This is a genomic window from Photobacterium sp. NCIMB 13483, from assembly GCF_003025475.1.
GTDB classification, from domain to species: Bacteria; Pseudomonadota; Gammaproteobacteria; order Enterobacterales; family Vibrionaceae; genus Photobacterium; species Photobacterium piscicola.
Genome location: NZ_PYLV01000002.1, coordinates 144,183 through 160,987 on the forward strand (window position 1 = coordinate 144,183; position 16,805 = coordinate 160,987).

Consider the following 16,805-nt stretch of genomic DNA (forward strand, 5'->3'; position numbering starts at 1 on the left):
TTATGATAAAAGTTTTCTATGATAAAATATCTGAAGAGATGATATCAACTTTTACTGAAATAGATGGTTTTTATACTTTTAAGTCATGGCAAGATCTTATTAATAGTTGCTCAAGCGATTATGAACAATATGAATTAATTGAGTTGACATCTGAGTTATATAATAAAATGTATAATGACGGTATATTTAAAGGTCATGAACCAGACTAATTTATGAATTTAAGCCGACTAATTCTGTCGGCTTTTTTATGACAAGTTCTTCAGTATCCTCGTGTTTGAATTAGTGATTTCTCATTCCCTGAGGTAATCTCTAACACGTATAAGCCGTTACCGTTATCAATCTATCATCTTTTCCAATTTAGCTATACATATTTGCTTATTACTGACCGTGAGCAAGGTTATATCACTGTTGCTCAGAACGTGGGTGTATCACTGCGTGTAACACCGCATATCATTGGTGATACGGTATTGATGAACATTAACCAAACATCAAGCAGTGTCAGTAATAGTGATATAGCAAGCGACATCATCACCAATAACCGCCAAATACAAACGGTGATTCAAGCTAAAGATGGTCAATCAATCATACTTGGTGGCTTGGTTGGTGAGGAATCAAGAAACAATGATACTGGTGTGCCGATCTAAAAGCGCGTACCACTGTTCAATAGGATTGTGGATAACGCGCTTTTTTGTTATCCACATGACGAGGATAGTAAATATTGTTTACTAATATATATAAAAAATTTTAACAATATTAATCTTTTTAGTGATACTACCGTTTTAACTACTTATTTTTAACTGTAGCATTTACTGTAGATATTATTAATTTTGCTCTTTGTCTCATAAAATTATTAATCTGATCGCCTGCGTAAATTGATAGTTTATTCGGCATTAGATTCGAGTTAACGATATCTGTAACTTTGTGCTGAGGAACTAAAGTTTTAAAATATTCAGATGGTGGCTTTGCACTGATTTTTTTATTTGATGCTGATGATAAGAAACAAAAATTTAATAAGCGATATCTTTCATTCTTATCACTTACATTTAAAGTGTTTCTTAAGAATGCATCTGGAAAAATATGGTGAAATTCACTTCTATTATAGTTTGATAGAACTTTTCCAATATTTATTTTTCTTCCTGATATTAGATCCATTGGCGAGTATTGGGCTTGGAACAATAGAACTGTTCTCGTTAATGAACTTCTAATTGAAAATACTGATTTCATAAGTATCTCCTCAGTTATTTTTAAGCTATCAAGGCTAGTAGCTTTATCACCAGCAATAAGTCGATTCATTATTACTAAATCATGATCCATTTTTTGTGTTGTGTTACCACCATCATATTTCCGATTGAAAGATGTAATCCAAAACCAAGCATTTAGTGCATCAACCTGTTTTGAACTAGGTTTAGGACATTTATAGAAGAAGTAGGTCATACTGCATAAAAGTTGTTTATTAGGTAAGAATTTTCCCGACTTGCAAAGTAAATCAGTAGACAAATGATCAATAGCTTGTTTTATAGCAGTACAAATTGACGACCAGTTATCTTTAAATACAGTAGGATTAATAGATAATATACTTTGAGATGACGTTGAGTCATGAATAATCGAGGAAGTAATTTGTAGAATTAAAGTGCTATCTAGTTTAAATGCACAATGAGCTTCTAATTCATCGAGAAGATCATCTATTACATCTCTTAAGTGGAACTCTTCATCCCATGTCCAAGCGGTCATTAAATCCATGGTGTTTAGCTTAACACCTGTATTGTTAATTCTTTCAAAAATAACACCAACTTCATGAATTGCTCTATTGCTGATTTGAATGATTGGCATTTCATAATTTAGGAATTTACTTGCTAATTGACTCACCTTTTTCATTTGATCTTTTTGGTAATTGTGAGCCATAAATACATCAATTTGTTTTTCATTACTTAATAAGTCACGAAGATAAAAATGTCTATTATTATCAATATTATCAAGTTCATGTGCATGAACAAAACACTCATCATCTAAATCGTAATAGACTTCAAAAACACCCTGCTCTGGATTATATTGTGAGCTAAATGCTGAATTAGCATGTTGCCAGAAAACGCCGAAGAGTGTGGAGATTCTTTGTTGGCCATCGAGGCAGTATTGAACTGGATACTTATCAGGTACATTAGGTAAATCAATACCAGCAATATGTCTAGAGGACTGTAATTTTTCGCCTTTTTCTGCTTCCCATAGAAGGATACTGCCAACTGGATAGTTTTTTGCAATACTTTCCAGTAGCTCAATTACTTGTTGTGATTTCCATACGTAACCTCTTTGAAATTCAGGTATTTTTATCGCACCATTTTCAATTTTTTCTACTAATTTTTGAACACGTATAGATGTTACATCAAGTTCGGCATTGCTCTTTTCAGTCATTTTTTGTTCTGCACAAGTTAAGAAAGATGTGGAGTATATAGTGCGATAATATGTAACAGATAGACTATTGGTGCTTAATTATTGTTAGTAAATGTAAGAGATAAATTTTATTTATAATAAGAACCTGTCAGCGACAGGCTCTTACATTATTTAAGTTTCTTCAATAGCCGAGCTATTCTCAGTACTTCACGCTGAAAACGAAGTTCATCAGCGGCCCCTATCTCTATGAGAGCATTACCCATAATGATCTTGTTTGGTGTTAACGACCAACCATCAGGGGTAATCAACTTTCCTTTAGATATTTTCCAGCCCAGCCAATCTTCATCAAGGGGTGATAAATCTCGGCAAGAGTACATTCTCATAAAACGTGTTGCCCACGATGAGTAAAAATAATAACGACAACTACCCTAACCTACCAGCAAATCGTGCTATCAAGAAATCAATAAACAGTCGTAGCCGTTTGGGTTGGTATTGGCGGCTTTGGTAAATCACATTTAAATCTGCACTGGCTGATGATGTCGATGCATTGAAGTTCTTCATATATCCATCAAGTACGGTGACCAGTCGCTGTTGCTTAATGTCTTGCTCAATATCTAAAATTGATTTTAACGCTATACCTGCGCTATCTAATGCCCATTGACGAATCACTTCGCCATCATCTGAAAATCGTTTGGGTAATACGGTTATAACGTTGTGTTGGGTATCGTCGCTAAAATGCCATGTTTTCAGCTCTTCATTACTGCGTACCATGGCTAAACAATGATGATCAGCGAGATCTTGCGGTGTGATCGGTGTGCCTTTATTGGCTAAATATTGAGGTGTTGCACACAATACGCGTCTGCTGGATACCAGTTTGCGCGAGATTAGGTTGCTGTCTGCCAGTTCGCCATAACGGATAACAATATCTATGCCTGATTCCGCTAAGTTGGTGAGTTTATCGTCTAAATATAAGTATGGCACAACGTCGGGATATAATTCGCAAAACGCTGAAATTATTGGTGATATGTATTGTTTGCCTATGTCTCGGGGCGCTGCGATCTTTATCGTTCCACGCACTTCTTGGCTACCGGTTTGGAGTAAGTTTTCTGTCTCTTTAACGCTATCGATAATGTCTAAACTGGCCTGATGATACATTGCACCAGATTCTGTTAAAGAGAGATGCCTTGTACTGCGATTGAGCAACTTAACCCCGTAGCGATCTTCTAATGCTTGCAGCCTTGCGGTGACGGTTGCTGGCGATAATCCTAGCTCTCTTCCTGCTGCCGCTAAGCCTTGATTTTTGACGATGCTGATAAATAACGTCATATCAGAAAACTTATCCATGCCCTTTCCTTGTGTTTATTGTTCAGCTTACCCGAATAATCTTTTTAAATTTCACCCAATTATCAAATTCTATCAAATCAATATACTGACATCATCAAAACAAGATTAGACAGAAAGGAAATGAAGATGTCGATGATGAGCAAGCTTTTTGAACCAACACAGCTTAAATCACTGAATTTACAAAACCGTATTGTGATGGCACCGATGACACGAGCGCGTAGTAGCCAACCGGGTAATATTCCAAACGCGATAATGGCGAACTATTACCAACAACGTGCCAATGCGGGATTAATTATCTCGGAAGCAACCCAGATTTCAGATGATTCACAAGGCTATTCGTTCACTCCTGGTGTCTATACTGATGAACAAGTCGCTGGCTGGAAAACGGTTACTCAAGCGGCAAAAGCGCAAGGTGCGGCAATGTTTTGTCAGCTATGGCATGTGGGCCGCGTGTCTCATCCTACCTTTCAAAATGGTGATAAACCTATTGCGCCATCAGCACTTAAACCAGTAGAAACCAAAGTGTGGATTGCTGATGAACAAGGTAATGGCAATATGGTTGATTGTGTTGAACCAAGAGCAATGACCCAAGCTGATATTGATCGGGTGGTGGCTAATTTTGCACATGCTGCGAAACGTGCGATTGATGCAGGCTTTGATGGTGTCGAAATTCACGGTGGTAACGGTTATCTTATCGATCAGTTCTTACGTACTAATTCTAATCATCGTACAGATAGTTACGGTGTCACTAGAGAGAACCGTATTCGTTTCTTATTAGAAGTCGTTGATGCGGTAAGTCATGTGATTGGTGCGCATAAAGTGGGTGTTCGACTGGCGCCCTTCATTACCTTTAAAGACATGAATTGCCCTGATATTGTGCCGACCATTTTAGAGGCGACAAAACAGCTTCAAGCCCGTGATATTGGCTATTTGCATTTGTCGGAAGCTGATTGGGATGACGCGCCAGTGATCCCTGAGCAGTTTAGAATTGAGTTGCGTGAGTATTTCTCCAATACGATCATTGTCGCGGGCAGTTATACTCAAGCGCGGGCTGATGAAGTGCTTAATAAAGGCTACGCTGATTTGGTTGCGTTCGGGCGTCCATTTATTGCTAATCCTGATTTTGTTTTGCGGTTACAACACCAACAATCGTTAGCTGAATTGGATGGCACTACGCTATTTGGTGGGAATGAACACGGTTATACTGATTATCCTGTATTGGTTAATCAAACCAACGGTTAACACACTGATGTTTACCACTCTTCACTCCATTTTTGAGTATTAGTTTGTGGCTCTGCGGTGGTATTACGAGGCTGAAGATGTAATTCGAGATCTAATGCTGCCAATAGTTTAAATAATGTTTCTAGTTTTGTACCATCGGGATTATTTTCAAACGCTGATACTGTATTTTGTTTGATACCGACCAATTTAGCGGTTTCGCTTTGGGTGATATTACGCGTTTTTCGTTGATCTCTTACTGCATTTGCGAGCATTTTTGCTGATGTTATTTGCATCGGGTCACCATACTATTTATATCCGCTATAGGGGATATTTGAATTTTATCCCTTACAGCGGATAAGTTATATAACCAATTGACTCTTTTATCTTTATATCATGCTTAATAATCAGTCGTGTTGAATCACAGTGTTTAAAACATATAAATCTTGATGCATTAATTTAATGGTAAGTTTTTGTATGCAATGATAAATTTATGCTCATATTTTATGAGGTTGATTATGTTTAGTTTTTGGTATGTATTGGGTTTATTTGTTGCTTTCATTTGCGGCATTGTCTTTTGTCATAAGAAACAGAAAGGACACACCCTAAACATTGGTGAACGTCTTGTTTCAAAAAGCGTAAATTCCTATTTAATACATGAGCAAGTGACAGGGATTGTCGTCAATAACGTGACTTTATCCATTGATGGTAGTACAACCCAAATTGATCATATTCTGATTTGCACTAAAGGCGTATTTGTCATTGAAACCAAGCATTATAGCGGTTGGATTTATGGTGATGCTAAACAAAAACAATGGATGCAAATTTTATTCAAAAAGCGCTCACGGTTTCAGAACCCTATTCATCAAAATTACAAACATATCAAAGCAGTTCAAGCCCTATTCGATTTTGTGCCAACTGATCAAGTTAAGTCGTTAGTGGTGTTTACTGGTGATGGCGAATTTAAAACGCCACGTCCAAAAGATGTGGTGTTATTAAATGGTATTAGAGATTGGATGAACCAACATGAAGATAATGTAATGAGTTTAAATCGGATTCAGTTTTGCTATGGTCGTTTGGCGTTTTTGCGTTTGCCTGATAATGAGCAGACAGATAAATTACATTTGCAGAATTTGTCTAAGAGACAGGCTTTATAATGAATACAAATCCGTGGCTAACACTTCATGTTGCTAATTGTTCACGGTTTTATGAAGGGAATTCTGAAATTTTTACGTAATGATGTGTCACACTATTTCTTTGAAGGAAATGATTACACTGGGCAGGATGTGCTTAATCTTCTTGTTTTCGGTGGATGGAAAGGTGGTCAAATAGATGATGACATGTCAAACCGCTTTGGTATGGGGAGTCGTTATTAACGTTCACGGTAGCTACTCTACATTTATTGCGCCTTAATTGTTTCTATACTCGCAATATCATTCAAGCCCTATTTTCTACCATTCCATACGATGCAATAATATGCTTCGTGTTTATTAAGGACTGTGTGATATTAATTCAAGGATGAATATGAAGTATAACAAACTGCTTTTAATGGGCTTTATGCTTATTAGTTGCCCTTTATTTGCCTCAGAAATCTATAAGTGTTCTGTTGATGGTAAACTAACGTTTCAAGATTTTCCATGTGAAGAAGCTTACGATTATGGAATGAGTGAGTTTGCGACTTTTGATGGTTGGAAATACGGTATGAATATTTTAGCTTTCAAAAAACAAGCTAAAGAAAGGCAACTCGCTGTTAATGTTGGCTCTTCATTTATCTATGGTAAATATAATGAAAAACACATTAATAGTAACCCTGATGCACGAACCTATTCTTACAGAGCAACTGTTGCAGGAGAAAGTGCAAACATCAGTTTGTTTTTTACTCGTCAATCTCAAGCACTTTATCAAGTAAACGTTACTTTTTTCGTTAGCGGTCTACCCCCAGAAGAAAAAAAGTATTTCTATGCCAGTTTAGTTAATCATCTTAGCTCTAAGTATGGTCAATACATTGAGGCAAAAGATTATCCTATTAATGTTAATCCACTTTCAAAGGTATTCTTAAATAATTTGGTTGGAACAGAAAAAGTATGGGGTTCTAATTCTGATAGTGTGATCTCTCTCTCTGGGAATGCACCTTCAATTATCGCTTATAAGCTCGATTACAAATTTATTCCTCTTTTAAACAAAAGCATAAAAGAAACCACTCAAGCAATAATGACGCATACTGATAAAAATTTCTCTGTTGGTGCAGCGATACTATAGCCCTCATTTATCCGCTGTAGGGGATAAATAACAGTAGCAATAATGAAAACGGCTTGATCTACGTTGAACAATAAAGTGGTTAAAAGTCAGTGCGGATTTTAGGAAAAATGCTGCTTGCGATGGGTATGCGTGAGTAACACCGGCGGTAATTACACGGTTGACTAACCTACTACTATTGTCGAAATAGTAGTAGGCCAAACGTCATGAATAGAAAGATTCTATTCTTCAGTTTCTTTAAGCTTACTAAGCTCTATTTCAATTTTTTCAATTTCGGCAGTGTAACGTGCTTTACTTGCACCATCTCTAGTAGATTTAGACATGGCTTGTAACTTAGAAAGCTTTTTTGTAAGTGTAGCTAATTGATTCTGGGTTCTACGATTGCTGCTCATTAATAAATGGTACTCCGATAAATGATGTTATTTGTTGTATTACTACGGTTAAATTATATATCAATACAATAGTTTAACTAAGTAAATGCTCAATGCTATTGTATTTCTAGCTCGTTACATTTATAGCGTAGCATATAAGACTACAAATAATGAAATATTAATATAGTTTAGTTTGTTTTTGATAACTAACGCTTGTTATCAATGCTATCAGTGGTCGATAATTCCACCAAGATCATAACATTGGCATTACGAATATTGGTTGTTGTTAACAATTTATAAAAAGCAGAGGCAATACGTGCATCCATAGTAAGATACACAGAACTAAAATTAACTAGACTTTTACTGCTTTGATAAATAGGAAGTTTGGCTTAGTTGATAAGAAATGATAGGTTTTTTCGCAAATCGTTTTTGCTTGTTCTAACACCTGACCTTCAGTTAATGCGCTGATCATCAAGCCATTATCTGTCAGTGCGGTGGTTATCTCACTTAATGCACGACGATAAAATTGGACTTTAACGGGCTCGCCAACGGTATTCCACATATCCGTTATTAGTTCACGTTGAAAATAATTATCAGATGCAGAATCGTTAAAATCAGCAAAGGGATGGTGAGTTGAAAATACAAATTCTCCACCCTGTTTTAGAATGCGGCTAACATCTGCACATAACGCATTAAGGTCTGCAAGATAATGTATCATCAAGGCACTAATAACCCGATCAGCACTACCCGCCTCAATTACTGCTAACCCTTGTGATATGACCCTAGCGCCCAGTTTGGTCTGCACTATGTCTATCATCTCTGGTGATGCGTCAATGCATGTTACTTGAGCTGCATTATTATCAATAAAATATTGCGCATAAACACCAGAACCACAGCCAAGATCAACAATATCAAGCCCTGTAACGTCACCGATTAGTGCTGTCATGCTGGGAAAATCATACATAGCATTGTAAATATTGGTTTGAATCATGCTGTCATATTTAGCCGCATGTTTTGAATATAATTCAGACATTGTGATCCCTTTTTATTACGATGAATTTATTGCTCCATTGTAATTGCTATTGTTGAGTTGTCATAAATCAAATATAAAAAAATCCACATCGTTAAATGTGGATTTAGATACGGTTTATAACAGTAATATTAACCGATATTTTTGCAGCGTGAAGCTAAGATAGGATCGACATTACCTTGAATCTTTTGGATTTTAGCGGCGCGTTGGCATTCCCATTTTGATACTGGGTATTGCTTGTCCCATGCACTCATAAGCTGACGTTGTTGGCGGCTCATTTTGTAGCTAGGGTACACTGCGTCAAAATACATGTAAGTACGCGCGATAACACCACGAGCGCGTTCTGGTGGCTGTGCATCATGGTCTTTTTTATCAATGATCATGTCGCAGCTACCAAATGAACGGTAGTCTTTGCTGACTGTTTTTGGCAACATGACATAGTTGTAGTTTTGACGAGCTGCGTTAACTGCACCCACCGCTGGATATAGGTTATAAAGGTCTGATTGCATTAAGCGGTATTCAGCATTCGCTTTTTCAGCACATTTACGGCCTTTAAATGATTTACCTTTGCTATCAACACACACTTTTGCGCCTTCACGCCATTCTGAAAATGAGCGACCAAAGTTCTCCGCTGGCACTACATGCTCTGCCTCCCAACGTTTAACGCGCTTTTTATACACGTCTGTCGTGAAGCCAGATGGTAAGGTAACGTATTTTTTATTATTAAAATCAGCACCACAGTAAATAGTTTTCATATCAACAGGGTTAGTATAAATCTGCTGTTGCATGATTTTTTTTGCTTTGCTGAATGATTGGTTAGTTGTGTTACCTTGTGGCGATTGTGCAAATGCAAGCGTCGGCAATAGTGCCACACTGAGTAGAATAATATTAGTTCGGTTCACGGTGTTCTCTTTTTTATTAGGCGCGTTTAATTCGTCAATAGACTGACGCGGTGAAATACCAAAGCGTTATAGTTTTGGCCTAGTTATTTAAAAATTAGTAATAGTTAAACGGGGCTTATTCGGAAACGATCACTTTTACACGCCCTACATCGCCTGAGGTTAGACGTACTTTAATACCATGTGGGTGTGTGGGAGAATTAGTGAGGATTTTCTCTACCGTACCTGATGTTAGTTTTCCACTACGTTGATCTTGCTTTAATACAATTTGTACATCTAATCCAACGTGGATATTTGAACGGTTAGTGCCTGACATATTGACTCTTTTGTTTTTAATTTTTGAAATTGTATTATTGAGTTTTTACAGTAAAACGCAACTTAATATTAAAAGATGATTATTTAATATACACAATTAACGGAAGTAGCTTATTGATACAGCCTTGAGTAAGGGTTTATTGCTAGTATTAAAAGATAAATAAGCCAGATAAATAAAGGTCAAAGGATATGAAATATATTGGATTAGTCGCAGCTTTAGGATTGATGAGTTTCAATGTGGCTGCGGCAGAACAAACATCACAACCAACCTGTGATGCGGGTTTTACAAGCATTGTAACGGGCGACTATAGTAAAACACCACAACATACTTGCTTGCCAACTGATAATAAACAAGCGGTAAAAATTAAGCTTAATCAAACTTTTCAGTTAAGCCTACCAGCAAGTCCTTCTACGGGTTTTTCATGGGCATTACGTTCTATGCCAAATGCATTGATGCTATTGAGTATTGATTATCACAACTCAGAGCAGTGTCAGAAAGGCATGACAGGTTGTAGTGGTTTAAGAACTTACACTTTTAAAGCGGTAACAAAGGGAGTCGGTGAATTAAAATTAAATTATGGTCGCTCTTGGGAAAAAGAAGATTGGGAAACTAAAACTATTACGATTGCTGTCCATCAGTAATAGACGTGTTATTTATGCTAATGTAAAAACAAAGCCCTTTTGATTGAGGGCTTTGTATATAAGACTACTGTTTAAGCGCGGGACAATCTTTTGGAAGTAACTGTTCGGGTATTACAGGCCCTATTCCCATATCCGCTGTCCAACCTTTTAATCCTCCAGTTTTAGGATCAAAATCACTGCATTTATACGGCTTGTTTTTTATTAGCGTTGCTGGTGTTGTCTGTTGCGCTGTCGTGCCATTATTTTTGGTCTGCTCACTTTTGATCATTGTAAACACTAGGCTACAGATTACGATTCCGCCAAGTACCACCAATGCAGATTTCGTTGATTTTTTCATGGGCGATCCCTTTTTGTAAAATACGGGTAATTATTTATCTTCCATTTAATATTTATTTTATAGAGAAGATCAAATTATGTAATTAAACATACCCGTTATTGCTTGTTTAATCACCAATTTAATTATTTATTGACATAATGATGCTAATAATGAGGTCACGGTTTGATAACGAATAGGTAATTGGCGGTGCTGTTTTTGAATAATGAAAAGTTGTTCAGTGACTAACTTTGGGGGGGATACAACATACAATTTATGCTTATTCGTAAAATGGTCAATGGCACTTTGTGGTAATACGGTAAAGCCAATACCTTCCGCAACAGCAACTAGAATCTGATTTAGTTGATTGATGTAACTCGTGATTGGTAATTGTTCGATTTTAACTGCGGCTAAATGTTTATGACCACAATGTAGAAAGTATTTAGATAAATAATATTGTGCATCAGGATGATCAATAAGGCCGCAGGTTGTTAGGGTTTCATCTGTAAGATTATGATCTTTGTAATGTAGCGGTAAGACTAAACATAAGGCTTCTTGTCCGATTAAGGTGGTTTTAAAGAGATCGTTTACTGGTTGTTGAGTAACAATGCCCATATCTATCGTATTACTTTCAATGTTATCTAAGATTTTATGATTAGGGGCGGCTTCTAGATGAAAATGCAATTTAGAATGTTGCTGCTGTAAGTGTAATAACTGGGGATATAACGATAATGCAAATGAGCCTGAACAAGCAAGCTTGCAGGTGCCTTCATAAGGACTGTCTGTTTGTAAGTCATTCATTAACGTTTGATATTGGTGTGTTTGCTGCTCGGCAAATTGATAAACTCGCAACCCTTGTTCGGTGATTTCAAATTGTTTGTTATAGCGTGTTATAAGTTCATAACCACAAGCGTGTTCTAATTTTTTGATGTGTTGGCTAACACCTGGTTGTGTCATATGTAAAAGATCAGCGGTTTGAGTAAAATGTCCGGTTTCGACTAGTGTTTTAAAGGTTGTTAACCATTGCGGATTTATCATCTGGCGCTCGCATAAGATCATTACAATAAATTATGATAAAAAGAATAAATGATAACTGTATTCTTATCAATTATCTTATGCAGTCACTTATTTTTATCGTTTATTACAACTGTCTATTTAAATCTAAGTCATTGTTTGTTGGTATTCTTTTAGTGATAAACCAAATTGTTTCTTAAACCGCTGTGCGAAACGTGTTTCTGACTGGTAACCACATAACTGTGCTAAATCAAGTTGTGTATAATGTTGTTGCTGTAATAGTGTCAATGCATAACCCATTCGCAACTCTGCTAAAACTTCTCGAAACTGGGCTGATTCTTCACGTAAACGTCGAATTAATGTCGACTTACTTAATCCTAAATGCTGACAGGCTGATTCAATACTATGATGCTCGCTTGGTTGCTGTCTAAATAACTCTACCAATTTGTCGCGCCATGATAAATCTTGATAACTAAACAGTTGATGAAGCTTGCCGATATTGGCTAAGTATTCAAAGAAAGCATTAACCAAACACTGCTGAACGTTACACGGTAATGACTTTGGCATGTTAACCAAGTTCATAAGCAGATACTCACCTTCTTCATCAAACAAGTAATTGGGCGCAGTATTATGATGAGAATGTTGACGAGAACGTTGAATAAGAGCTGTACTAGGTCGCGTTAAAAAGCACAATTGTAATGATGAAAAAGTGTTTTTTGAGGGCTCATTAATAAATGTATGTTGTGAATGACCGGCCGTTAGCAACCAATTATTACGATCTATGCTTATCCAATCATTTTGCCATTGCAGCTTTTTGACACCAGTTTGCACCCAAACTACCGATGGATAAATGAAGGGTACATTACGTAATGATTGTGATTTTTGCCCTGTATAATAGATGCACTGAACAACTGAAGCCAAACTATTCCCCTTTATCGATCTGCTGTTATTAATACTATCAAACAAGAAAGCCCCATAACATTTTACTATTACTGAGGCTTTTCTTTTTAATCAACATTATTAGCGTTGGTAATGCGCTGTAATGGTTGATTTAGCGAGTGCTGTACCATTAAGCATGAAACTGACTAATGCACATGAAGCATCATCAGGTACTTCTAGCTTCTCACATGGTAATGCCCATACTGTAAAGATGTAACGATGAACACCATGACCTTCAGGAGGACATGCGCCGCCGTAGCCATTAAAACCATAGTCATTACGCATTTCTAAACCAGCGGCAAGATGTGAAGATGCCCCTTCAGCTAATTCCTGTGTTGATGCTGGAATGTTAATTACCTGCCAATGCCAGAAACCACAATCTGTCGGTGCATCTGGGTCAAAACATGTTACTGCAAAACTTTTTGTACCTTGGGGTGCATTTTCCCAAGCAAGTTGCGGTGAAATATTATCGCCATCATTACCAAAACTATTAAATGAAAAACGTTTTTCGTGGTGTTGACCTTCAGTAATACTGTTACTTGTCATTGTAAATGTTGACATGATTATATGCTCTATTTGTTGTCGATGGCATTACTATACGAGTTTTTTTTGATTTATTTTCACCTTTAAGTGTCAAATTAACGCTTGATTATATTATTTTTGACTCTTTTTGTGTTCTGGTGATGTTTTTATCTGTAAATAATATGATGAATAGAGAATTAGGTTAATAAGCTCTTCCAATCAAGACCATAAATAAATTGAATTGTCTAGATAACTATACTGTAATTATAATCAGTGTTATTTTATCCAGTATAATAGATGGACTTATATGCGTATTGAATTAATGCTTAACAAAAATAATGTGCCTGAAGCTACTTTTTGTCAGGTTGAATCCGAATTTACTCGACGTATGGCAATCTCATGGCCTGATGCATTAGTACGTGTACGTTTAGGCGGAAGTAATGAAATAAGCGTATTGGGTGGTATAAAAGAAGATAAACAACAAGTTGAATTACAACTCGAAGCGATGTTTGATGAAGCTGATGATTGGTTAGAACAACCAAATTACGATATGTAATACGTTATAATTGCACATTGAGCTTACTAAATTGATACTGATGACGTTACTAATAAGTGTTTATAATAGGTTTATTGTTATTTATTGGTAGCCTTTATTATGAATACATTTATTTCAAAAGACATTTGGTCTGATTTTACCGTTGATCCTGAGTTTCCAGGATTTAGTTTTCGAGATACAGATGAAAGTAATACCAATTGTGTAACAGCATTACTTGAACGTTGGAAAGCCGGCACAGTGGAAGATGCTCACCATCACCCACATGATGATATGTCTATTATTGTAACGGGCGAAATCGCTATTCAATTTCATCTTCGTGTTGATGGTGAATTAGTAAATGATGGCGAACCGATGATCTTAAAAGCAGGTCAAACTGGTTATATCAAAGCAAACCGAATCCACAGTGTTGTCTACACCACTGATTGTGACATGGTATATATCCAGAATAAAACCTTCGGTTTTGAAGTTGATAAGTAATTATTAGCAAAATTGTTGTATAAAAAACTCTCATTCTTTTTCTTTAAAGTGAGAGTTTTTTTAGATAAAACAATGTGTTGATTAATACTAGCTTTGGGAAGCATTAGCAATAATTTAGAAAAAAAATGCATCACTTATTTTTATTTTGTGGTTTTTATCGCATGTTATTAAAACTATTCTGACTCAATCATTTAATCCTATATATTGAACATATGTTAAATAATATGGTGTGTTTATGTATATTTTAATAAAAAATTTCGTCTGTCCAAAATGTGGACAATCAGAATATCTCGAAGGCAAAAGTATCATTTTATGCATTTGTGGCTATCGTACTGAGTACCTTAGAAAATAATAGCAACGCATTTACACTCAGATAGAATACCGCTCAATATTCTGATTATCTCGAGTGGTTATTCTTTTATGGTGTCTAAGTACAATGCTGATTGTACTTCTTTTATTTCATAAGATTACGTATAATTTCTTTTGTATCTGAAATTAATGTTACGTCTTTATGTGCGATTAATTTAACAATGAGTCCTTCATAAAGTAATTCAATATGAAAAGCTAACTGAGAATTTTCAATGCCCAATGCAGTCAATCTTTTTTGCGTTTCAATGTAAGAAGCCTGCTTATGCTTCACTGCTAACTGATGCAATGGATGCTGTGCATCTGAAAATTCTCGACAAGCAACCATAAAGATACAACCATAGAATTGTTGGTTAGTTATTAACATTTCTAATTCACTAAATCGAGCCAAAACTAATTCTTTCTTATCCTCAATAACATTCCATTCTTCAGCCCAATTTTGTTGAATATTATGGCTAAACGAAGTTAATGCCTCGATTACCAACCCCTCTTTATTGCCAAAGTTATTATAAATTGTTTTCTTAGATATTTTAGTGTGTTCAGCAATCGTATCAACCCCCGTCTGAGTGATACCCTCTTTTTGTGCTAGTTCTAGAAAACCCGTAATTAATTTCTGCCGTTTGGTCATTTGTTATATTGCCTTATTTATTCGTTATTTTTGATTATACACAGGTCTGTGTAAAAATGATTGTGTTTCAAAAAAAGTAGCTTATAATAATTTACACAGACTTGTGTAAAAAGAGATTAAAATGAAAATATATAGCTTTCCATATTCCTTACCTAGCTACCGTACGCGATTGGCTGCATCACTACTTAGTTTTAATATTGAAGATCAAATTATTGACTTGAGTAAGAACGAACAAAAATCACCTGAATTCTTAGCGATTAACCCTCTAGGTAAAGTTCCGGTCATGACAGATGATCACTTGATCGTCACTGACTCAATGGCTATTTTGCGTTACTTAGCGAGAAAATCTCAAACTGAGCATTGGTATCCAGAATCCGATATTGCAACCGCAGCTAAGATTGATTCGCTATTATCTTTAGTCAGTAATGAATTATATGAAGGAATTGAAAAAGCACGATTAATTACTGCTTTTAAAATGTTACCTGAAGAATTATTGCCACAATGTGAAACGATAACGCATGGCGCTTTACAGATCTTAAACACTCAATTAGAAGGTAACGTATTTTTAGTTAACGATACGCCAACCATTGCAGATATTGCTGTTGCTTCAACACTGCTCTTTATTGATGAAGCTTCTTTTAGTTTAGATAACTATAAAAATATTCAAAATTGGCTTAATAACATCAAATCATTAGCTGGGTTTATTCAACCAACGTTTCTTTAATTTATTTACATTCATAGTATGAGTATTTATTCATGTCAGTAATTGATGATCAAATAGCCCTTCTGTCATCGCTGTTAACAAAGCAAACAGATCTAACAAACGATAATTTAGTGTATGCAACTTGGGCGGCTGCTTTAAATTCTCAAAGTAAGTATGTTGTTGAAAATATTAGTAAACAGATCAAACGTCCAGATGTGGATACGTTACAAGATATTGAATATGCTATTTCACGAATGGGTGTTACTAACCCTTATTTTATTGCGAGACAATTTGTTGATATCAAACAAGGTGGGTCTTTAAATAGCCTTCATTTTCAACCATTACACGCATTGAATATAAAAAATGAAACTGCTTATCATTATGCGTGTGTCGTTGTTTCGCTAATGAATGGTGGCCATATGTGTCTTGCTTCTCACGTGAATAGTTTGCTAGCACGTAATGAAACAGAGCAAAGTATTGATGCTGCGATGCGTCTTGCAGCAGTGTGCTGTTCGCTCTCTAAAAGAACATTTATCGATGGTATTTTAAATAATAATCACTAGTTATCTGTCTTGTTATGCAACACTCATATCATATAAATTTCGTTATCATGATATTAAATAATCCCCCTTAGATACGGTTTAGTATTACTTTTTAATATGACACCGTATCTGATCTATGATCTTTACTCTTCTATTATTCCCTACAAACACCCTATAAGTTACAACGTAACACTTTAAAATAGTTTAACATTTCCACACATCACCCGTTAAAATAAAAATTCAGCCTCTTTTTTGTGGTTATTTTTTAATCAATAATAACTGTGT

At 35.8% G+C, this 16,805-nt stretch carries 23 protein-coding genes and 1 pseudogene; 11 read left to right on the plus strand and 13 right to left on the minus strand.

Annotation, left to right across the window (positions count from 1 at the left end):
* Positions 1–2: 2 nt before the first annotated feature.
* Positions 3–209 (plus strand): hypothetical protein, encoded by a 207-nt coding sequence (locus tag C9I86_RS02535; protein WP_107275529.1) that lies wholly within the window; start codon positions 3–5, stop codon positions 207–209.
* A gap of 162 nt (positions 210–371) precedes the next feature.
* Complete coding sequence (locus tag C9I86_RS02540) at positions 372–644, plus strand: hypothetical protein (protein WP_241956834.1); 273 nt, start codon at positions 372–374, stop codon at positions 642–644.
* 139 nt (positions 645–783) lie between these two features.
* Here the strand turns inward: C9I86_RS02540 and C9I86_RS02545 are convergent, their stop codons facing one another.
* The 3 genes from C9I86_RS02545 to C9I86_RS02555 form a co-directional block, all read right to left on the minus strand.
* Positions 784–2,406 (minus strand): DUF262 domain-containing protein, encoded by a 1,623-nt coding sequence (locus C9I86_RS02545; RefSeq protein ID WP_107275531.1) that lies wholly within the window; start codon positions 2,404–2,406, stop codon positions 784–786.
* 146 nt (positions 2,407–2,552) lie between these two features.
* A complete protein-coding gene (locus tag C9I86_RS02550; protein WP_107275532.1) occupies positions 2,553–2,768 on the minus strand; it encodes a DUF3653 domain-containing protein in 216 nt (71 codons plus the stop codon).
* A gap of 40 nt (positions 2,769–2,808) precedes the next feature.
* Positions 2,809–3,729, minus strand: coding sequence for a LysR family transcriptional regulator (locus C9I86_RS02555; protein ID WP_107275533.1), 921 nt, complete (start codon positions 3,727–3,729; stop codon positions 2,809–2,811).
* 135 nt (positions 3,730–3,864) lie between these two features.
* Between C9I86_RS02555 and C9I86_RS02560 the strand changes: the two genes are divergently transcribed.
* Positions 3,865–4,971, plus strand: coding sequence for an alkene reductase (locus C9I86_RS02560; RefSeq protein ID WP_107275679.1), 1,107 nt, complete (start codon positions 3,865–3,867; stop codon positions 4,969–4,971).
* 11 nt (positions 4,972–4,982) lie between these two features.
* On the opposite strand, the gene C9I86_RS02565 is transcribed toward C9I86_RS02560, so the two are convergent.
* The gene (locus tag C9I86_RS02565) at positions 4,983–5,243 is read right to left on the minus strand and encodes a helix-turn-helix domain-containing protein (RefSeq protein WP_080155939.1); all 261 of its coding nucleotides are present in this window, start codon (positions 5,241–5,243) and stop codon (positions 4,983–4,985) included.
* Positions 5,244–5,465: 222 nt separating this feature from the next.
* Between C9I86_RS02565 and C9I86_RS02570 the strand changes: the two genes are divergently transcribed.
* The 3 genes and pseudogenes from C9I86_RS02570 to C9I86_RS02580 all read left to right on the plus strand — a co-directional run bounded on the left by C9I86_RS02570 (position 5,466) and on the right by C9I86_RS02580 (position 7,206).
* Positions 5,466–6,104 carry a nuclease-related domain-containing protein gene (locus C9I86_RS02570; protein ID WP_107275534.1) on the plus strand — a complete coding sequence of 213 codons (639 nt, stop codon included), beginning with the start codon at positions 5,466–5,468 and terminating at the stop codon, positions 6,102–6,104.
* Positions 6,105–6,167: 63 nt separating this feature from the next.
* Positions 6,168–6,323, plus strand: a pseudogene (locus C9I86_RS19990) (DUF6559 family protein); the annotation flags it as partial.
* Between the two features lie 148 nt (positions 6,324–6,471).
* Positions 6,472–7,206 carry a hypothetical protein gene (locus tag C9I86_RS02580; RefSeq protein WP_080155942.1) on the plus strand — a complete coding sequence of 245 codons (735 nt, stop codon included), beginning with the start codon at positions 6,472–6,474 and terminating at the stop codon, positions 7,204–7,206.
* Between the two features lie 218 nt (positions 7,207–7,424).
* Here C9I86_RS02580 and C9I86_RS19995 read toward each other — a convergent pair whose 3' ends face one another.
* From C9I86_RS19995 to C9I86_RS02595, 4 genes are all read right to left on the minus strand, one after another.
* Positions 7,425–7,595, minus strand: coding sequence for a hypothetical protein (locus C9I86_RS19995; protein WP_158258910.1), 171 nt, complete (start codon positions 7,593–7,595; stop codon positions 7,425–7,427).
* A gap of 331 nt (positions 7,596–7,926) precedes the next feature.
* Positions 7,927–8,607 (minus strand): class I SAM-dependent methyltransferase, encoded by a 681-nt coding sequence (locus C9I86_RS02585; RefSeq protein ID WP_107275535.1) that lies wholly within the window; start codon positions 8,605–8,607, stop codon positions 7,927–7,929.
* A gap of 128 nt (positions 8,608–8,735) precedes the next feature.
* A complete protein-coding gene (locus C9I86_RS02590) occupies positions 8,736–9,506 on the minus strand; it encodes an endonuclease (RefSeq protein WP_369924878.1) in 771 nt (256 codons plus the stop codon).
* A gap of 115 nt (positions 9,507–9,621) precedes the next feature.
* Positions 9,622–9,819: a YwbE family protein gene (locus C9I86_RS02595; protein WP_080155945.1), complete on the minus strand. Its 198-nt coding sequence runs from the start codon at positions 9,817–9,819 to the stop codon at positions 9,622–9,624.
* A 188-nt stretch (positions 9,820–10,007) separates the two neighbouring features.
* On the opposite strand from C9I86_RS02595, the gene C9I86_RS02600 reads away from it, so the two are divergent.
* Positions 10,008–10,460: a protease inhibitor I42 family protein gene (locus C9I86_RS02600; RefSeq protein WP_107275536.1), complete on the plus strand. Its 453-nt coding sequence runs from the start codon at positions 10,008–10,010 to the stop codon at positions 10,458–10,460.
* A 64-nt stretch (positions 10,461–10,524) separates the two neighbouring features.
* On the opposite strand, the gene C9I86_RS02605 is transcribed toward C9I86_RS02600, so the two are convergent.
* From C9I86_RS02605 to C9I86_RS02620, 4 genes are all read right to left on the minus strand, one after another.
* Positions 10,525–10,797: a hypothetical protein gene (locus tag C9I86_RS02605; RefSeq protein WP_080155947.1), complete on the minus strand. Its 273-nt coding sequence runs from the start codon at positions 10,795–10,797 to the stop codon at positions 10,525–10,527.
* Between the two features lie 126 nt (positions 10,798–10,923).
* Positions 10,924–11,811, minus strand: coding sequence for a LysR family transcriptional regulator (locus C9I86_RS02610; RefSeq protein ID WP_107275537.1), 888 nt, complete (start codon positions 11,809–11,811; stop codon positions 10,924–10,926).
* Positions 11,812–11,934: 123 nt separating this feature from the next.
* Positions 11,935–12,708, minus strand: a complete 774-nt coding sequence (locus tag C9I86_RS02615; protein WP_107275538.1) for a helix-turn-helix transcriptional regulator — start codon at positions 12,706–12,708, stop codon at positions 11,935–11,937.
* A gap of 99 nt (positions 12,709–12,807) precedes the next feature.
* Entirely contained in the window at positions 12,808–13,287 is a 480-nt protein-coding gene (locus C9I86_RS02620) for a YbhB/YbcL family Raf kinase inhibitor-like protein (RefSeq protein WP_107275539.1), read from the minus strand.
* A gap of 268 nt (positions 13,288–13,555) precedes the next feature.
* On the opposite strand from C9I86_RS02620, the gene C9I86_RS02625 reads away from it, so the two are divergent.
* Both C9I86_RS02625 and C9I86_RS02630 read left to right on the plus strand, forming a co-directional pair.
* Entirely contained in the window at positions 13,556–13,804 is a 249-nt protein-coding gene (locus C9I86_RS02625) for a DinI-like family protein (protein ID WP_107275540.1), read from the plus strand.
* A gap of 99 nt (positions 13,805–13,903) precedes the next feature.
* Positions 13,904–14,281 (plus strand): cupin domain-containing protein, encoded by a 378-nt coding sequence (locus tag C9I86_RS02630; protein WP_080155952.1) that lies wholly within the window; start codon positions 13,904–13,906, stop codon positions 14,279–14,281.
* A 454-nt stretch (positions 14,282–14,735) separates the two neighbouring features.
* Here the strand turns inward: C9I86_RS02630 and C9I86_RS02635 are convergent, their stop codons facing one another.
* Positions 14,736–15,275 carry a TetR family transcriptional regulator gene (locus C9I86_RS02635; RefSeq protein ID WP_107275541.1) on the minus strand — a complete coding sequence of 180 codons (540 nt, stop codon included), beginning with the start codon at positions 15,273–15,275 and terminating at the stop codon, positions 14,736–14,738.
* Between the two features lie 121 nt (positions 15,276–15,396).
* Between C9I86_RS02635 and C9I86_RS02640 the strand changes: the two genes are divergently transcribed.
* Both C9I86_RS02640 and C9I86_RS02645 read left to right on the plus strand, forming a co-directional pair.
* On the plus strand, positions 15,397–15,999 hold the full coding sequence (locus C9I86_RS02640) for a glutathione S-transferase family protein (RefSeq protein WP_107275542.1): 603 nt from the start codon (positions 15,397–15,399) through the stop codon (positions 15,997–15,999).
* 32 nt (positions 16,000–16,031) lie between these two features.
* Entirely contained in the window at positions 16,032–16,541 is a 510-nt protein-coding gene (locus tag C9I86_RS02645) for a carboxymuconolactone decarboxylase family protein (RefSeq protein ID WP_107275543.1), read from the plus strand.
* The last annotated feature ends 264 nt before the right edge of the window (positions 16,542–16,805 follow it).

What these genes read in the sequence shown, in the direction of transcription:
- C9I86_RS02535 (WP_107275529.1), top strand. Translation starts at nt 3, where the DNA reads ATGATAAAAGTTTTCTATGATAAAATATCTGAAGAGATGATATCAACT.
- C9I86_RS02545 (WP_107275531.1), bottom strand. Translation starts at nt 2,406, where the DNA reads ATGACTGAAAAGAGCAATGCCGAACTTGATGTAACATCTATACGTGTT.
- C9I86_RS02550 (WP_107275532.1), bottom strand. Translation starts at nt 2,768, where the DNA reads ATGAGAATGTACTCTTGCCGAGATTTATCACCCCTTGATGAAGATTGG.
- C9I86_RS02555 (WP_107275533.1), bottom strand. Translation starts at nt 3,729, where the DNA reads ATGGATAAGTTTTCTGATATGACGTTATTTATCAGCATCGTCAAAAAT.
- C9I86_RS02560 (WP_107275679.1), top strand. Translation starts at nt 3,865, where the DNA reads ATGAGCAAGCTTTTTGAACCAACACAGCTTAAATCACTGAATTTACAA.
- C9I86_RS02565 (WP_080155939.1), bottom strand. Translation starts at nt 5,243, where the DNA reads ATGCAAATAACATCAGCAAAAATGCTCGCAAATGCAGTAAGAGATCAA.
- C9I86_RS02570 (WP_107275534.1), top strand. Translation starts at nt 5,466, where the DNA reads ATGTTTAGTTTTTGGTATGTATTGGGTTTATTTGTTGCTTTCATTTGC.
- C9I86_RS02580 (WP_080155942.1), top strand. Translation starts at nt 6,472, where the DNA reads ATGAAGTATAACAAACTGCTTTTAATGGGCTTTATGCTTATTAGTTGC.
- C9I86_RS19995 (WP_158258910.1), bottom strand. Translation starts at nt 7,595, where the DNA reads ATGAGCAGCAATCGTAGAACCCAGAATCAATTAGCTACACTTACAAAA.
- C9I86_RS02585 (WP_107275535.1), bottom strand. Translation starts at nt 8,607, where the DNA reads ATGTCTGAATTATATTCAAAACATGCGGCTAAATATGACAGCATGATT.
- C9I86_RS02595 (WP_080155945.1), bottom strand. Translation starts at nt 9,819, where the DNA reads ATGTCAGGCACTAACCGTTCAAATATCCACGTTGGATTAGATGTACAA.
- C9I86_RS02600 (WP_107275536.1), top strand. Translation starts at nt 10,008, where the DNA reads ATGAAATATATTGGATTAGTCGCAGCTTTAGGATTGATGAGTTTCAAT.
- C9I86_RS02605 (WP_080155947.1), bottom strand. Translation starts at nt 10,797, where the DNA reads ATGAAAAAATCAACGAAATCTGCATTGGTGGTACTTGGCGGAATCGTA.
- C9I86_RS02610 (WP_107275537.1), bottom strand. Translation starts at nt 11,811, where the DNA reads ATGATAAATCCGCAATGGTTAACAACCTTTAAAACACTAGTCGAAACC.
- C9I86_RS02620 (WP_107275539.1), bottom strand. Translation starts at nt 13,287, where the DNA reads ATGTCAACATTTACAATGACAAGTAACAGTATTACTGAAGGTCAACAC.
- C9I86_RS02625 (WP_107275540.1), top strand. Translation starts at nt 13,556, where the DNA reads ATGCGTATTGAATTAATGCTTAACAAAAATAATGTGCCTGAAGCTACT.
- C9I86_RS02630 (WP_080155952.1), top strand. Translation starts at nt 13,904, where the DNA reads ATGAATACATTTATTTCAAAAGACATTTGGTCTGATTTTACCGTTGAT.
- C9I86_RS02635 (WP_107275541.1), bottom strand. Translation starts at nt 15,275, where the DNA reads ATGACCAAACGGCAGAAATTAATTACGGGTTTTCTAGAACTAGCACAA.
- C9I86_RS02640 (WP_107275542.1), top strand. Translation starts at nt 15,397, where the DNA reads ATGAAAATATATAGCTTTCCATATTCCTTACCTAGCTACCGTACGCGA.
- C9I86_RS02645 (WP_107275543.1), top strand. Translation starts at nt 16,032, where the DNA reads ATGTCAGTAATTGATGATCAAATAGCCCTTCTGTCATCGCTGTTAACA.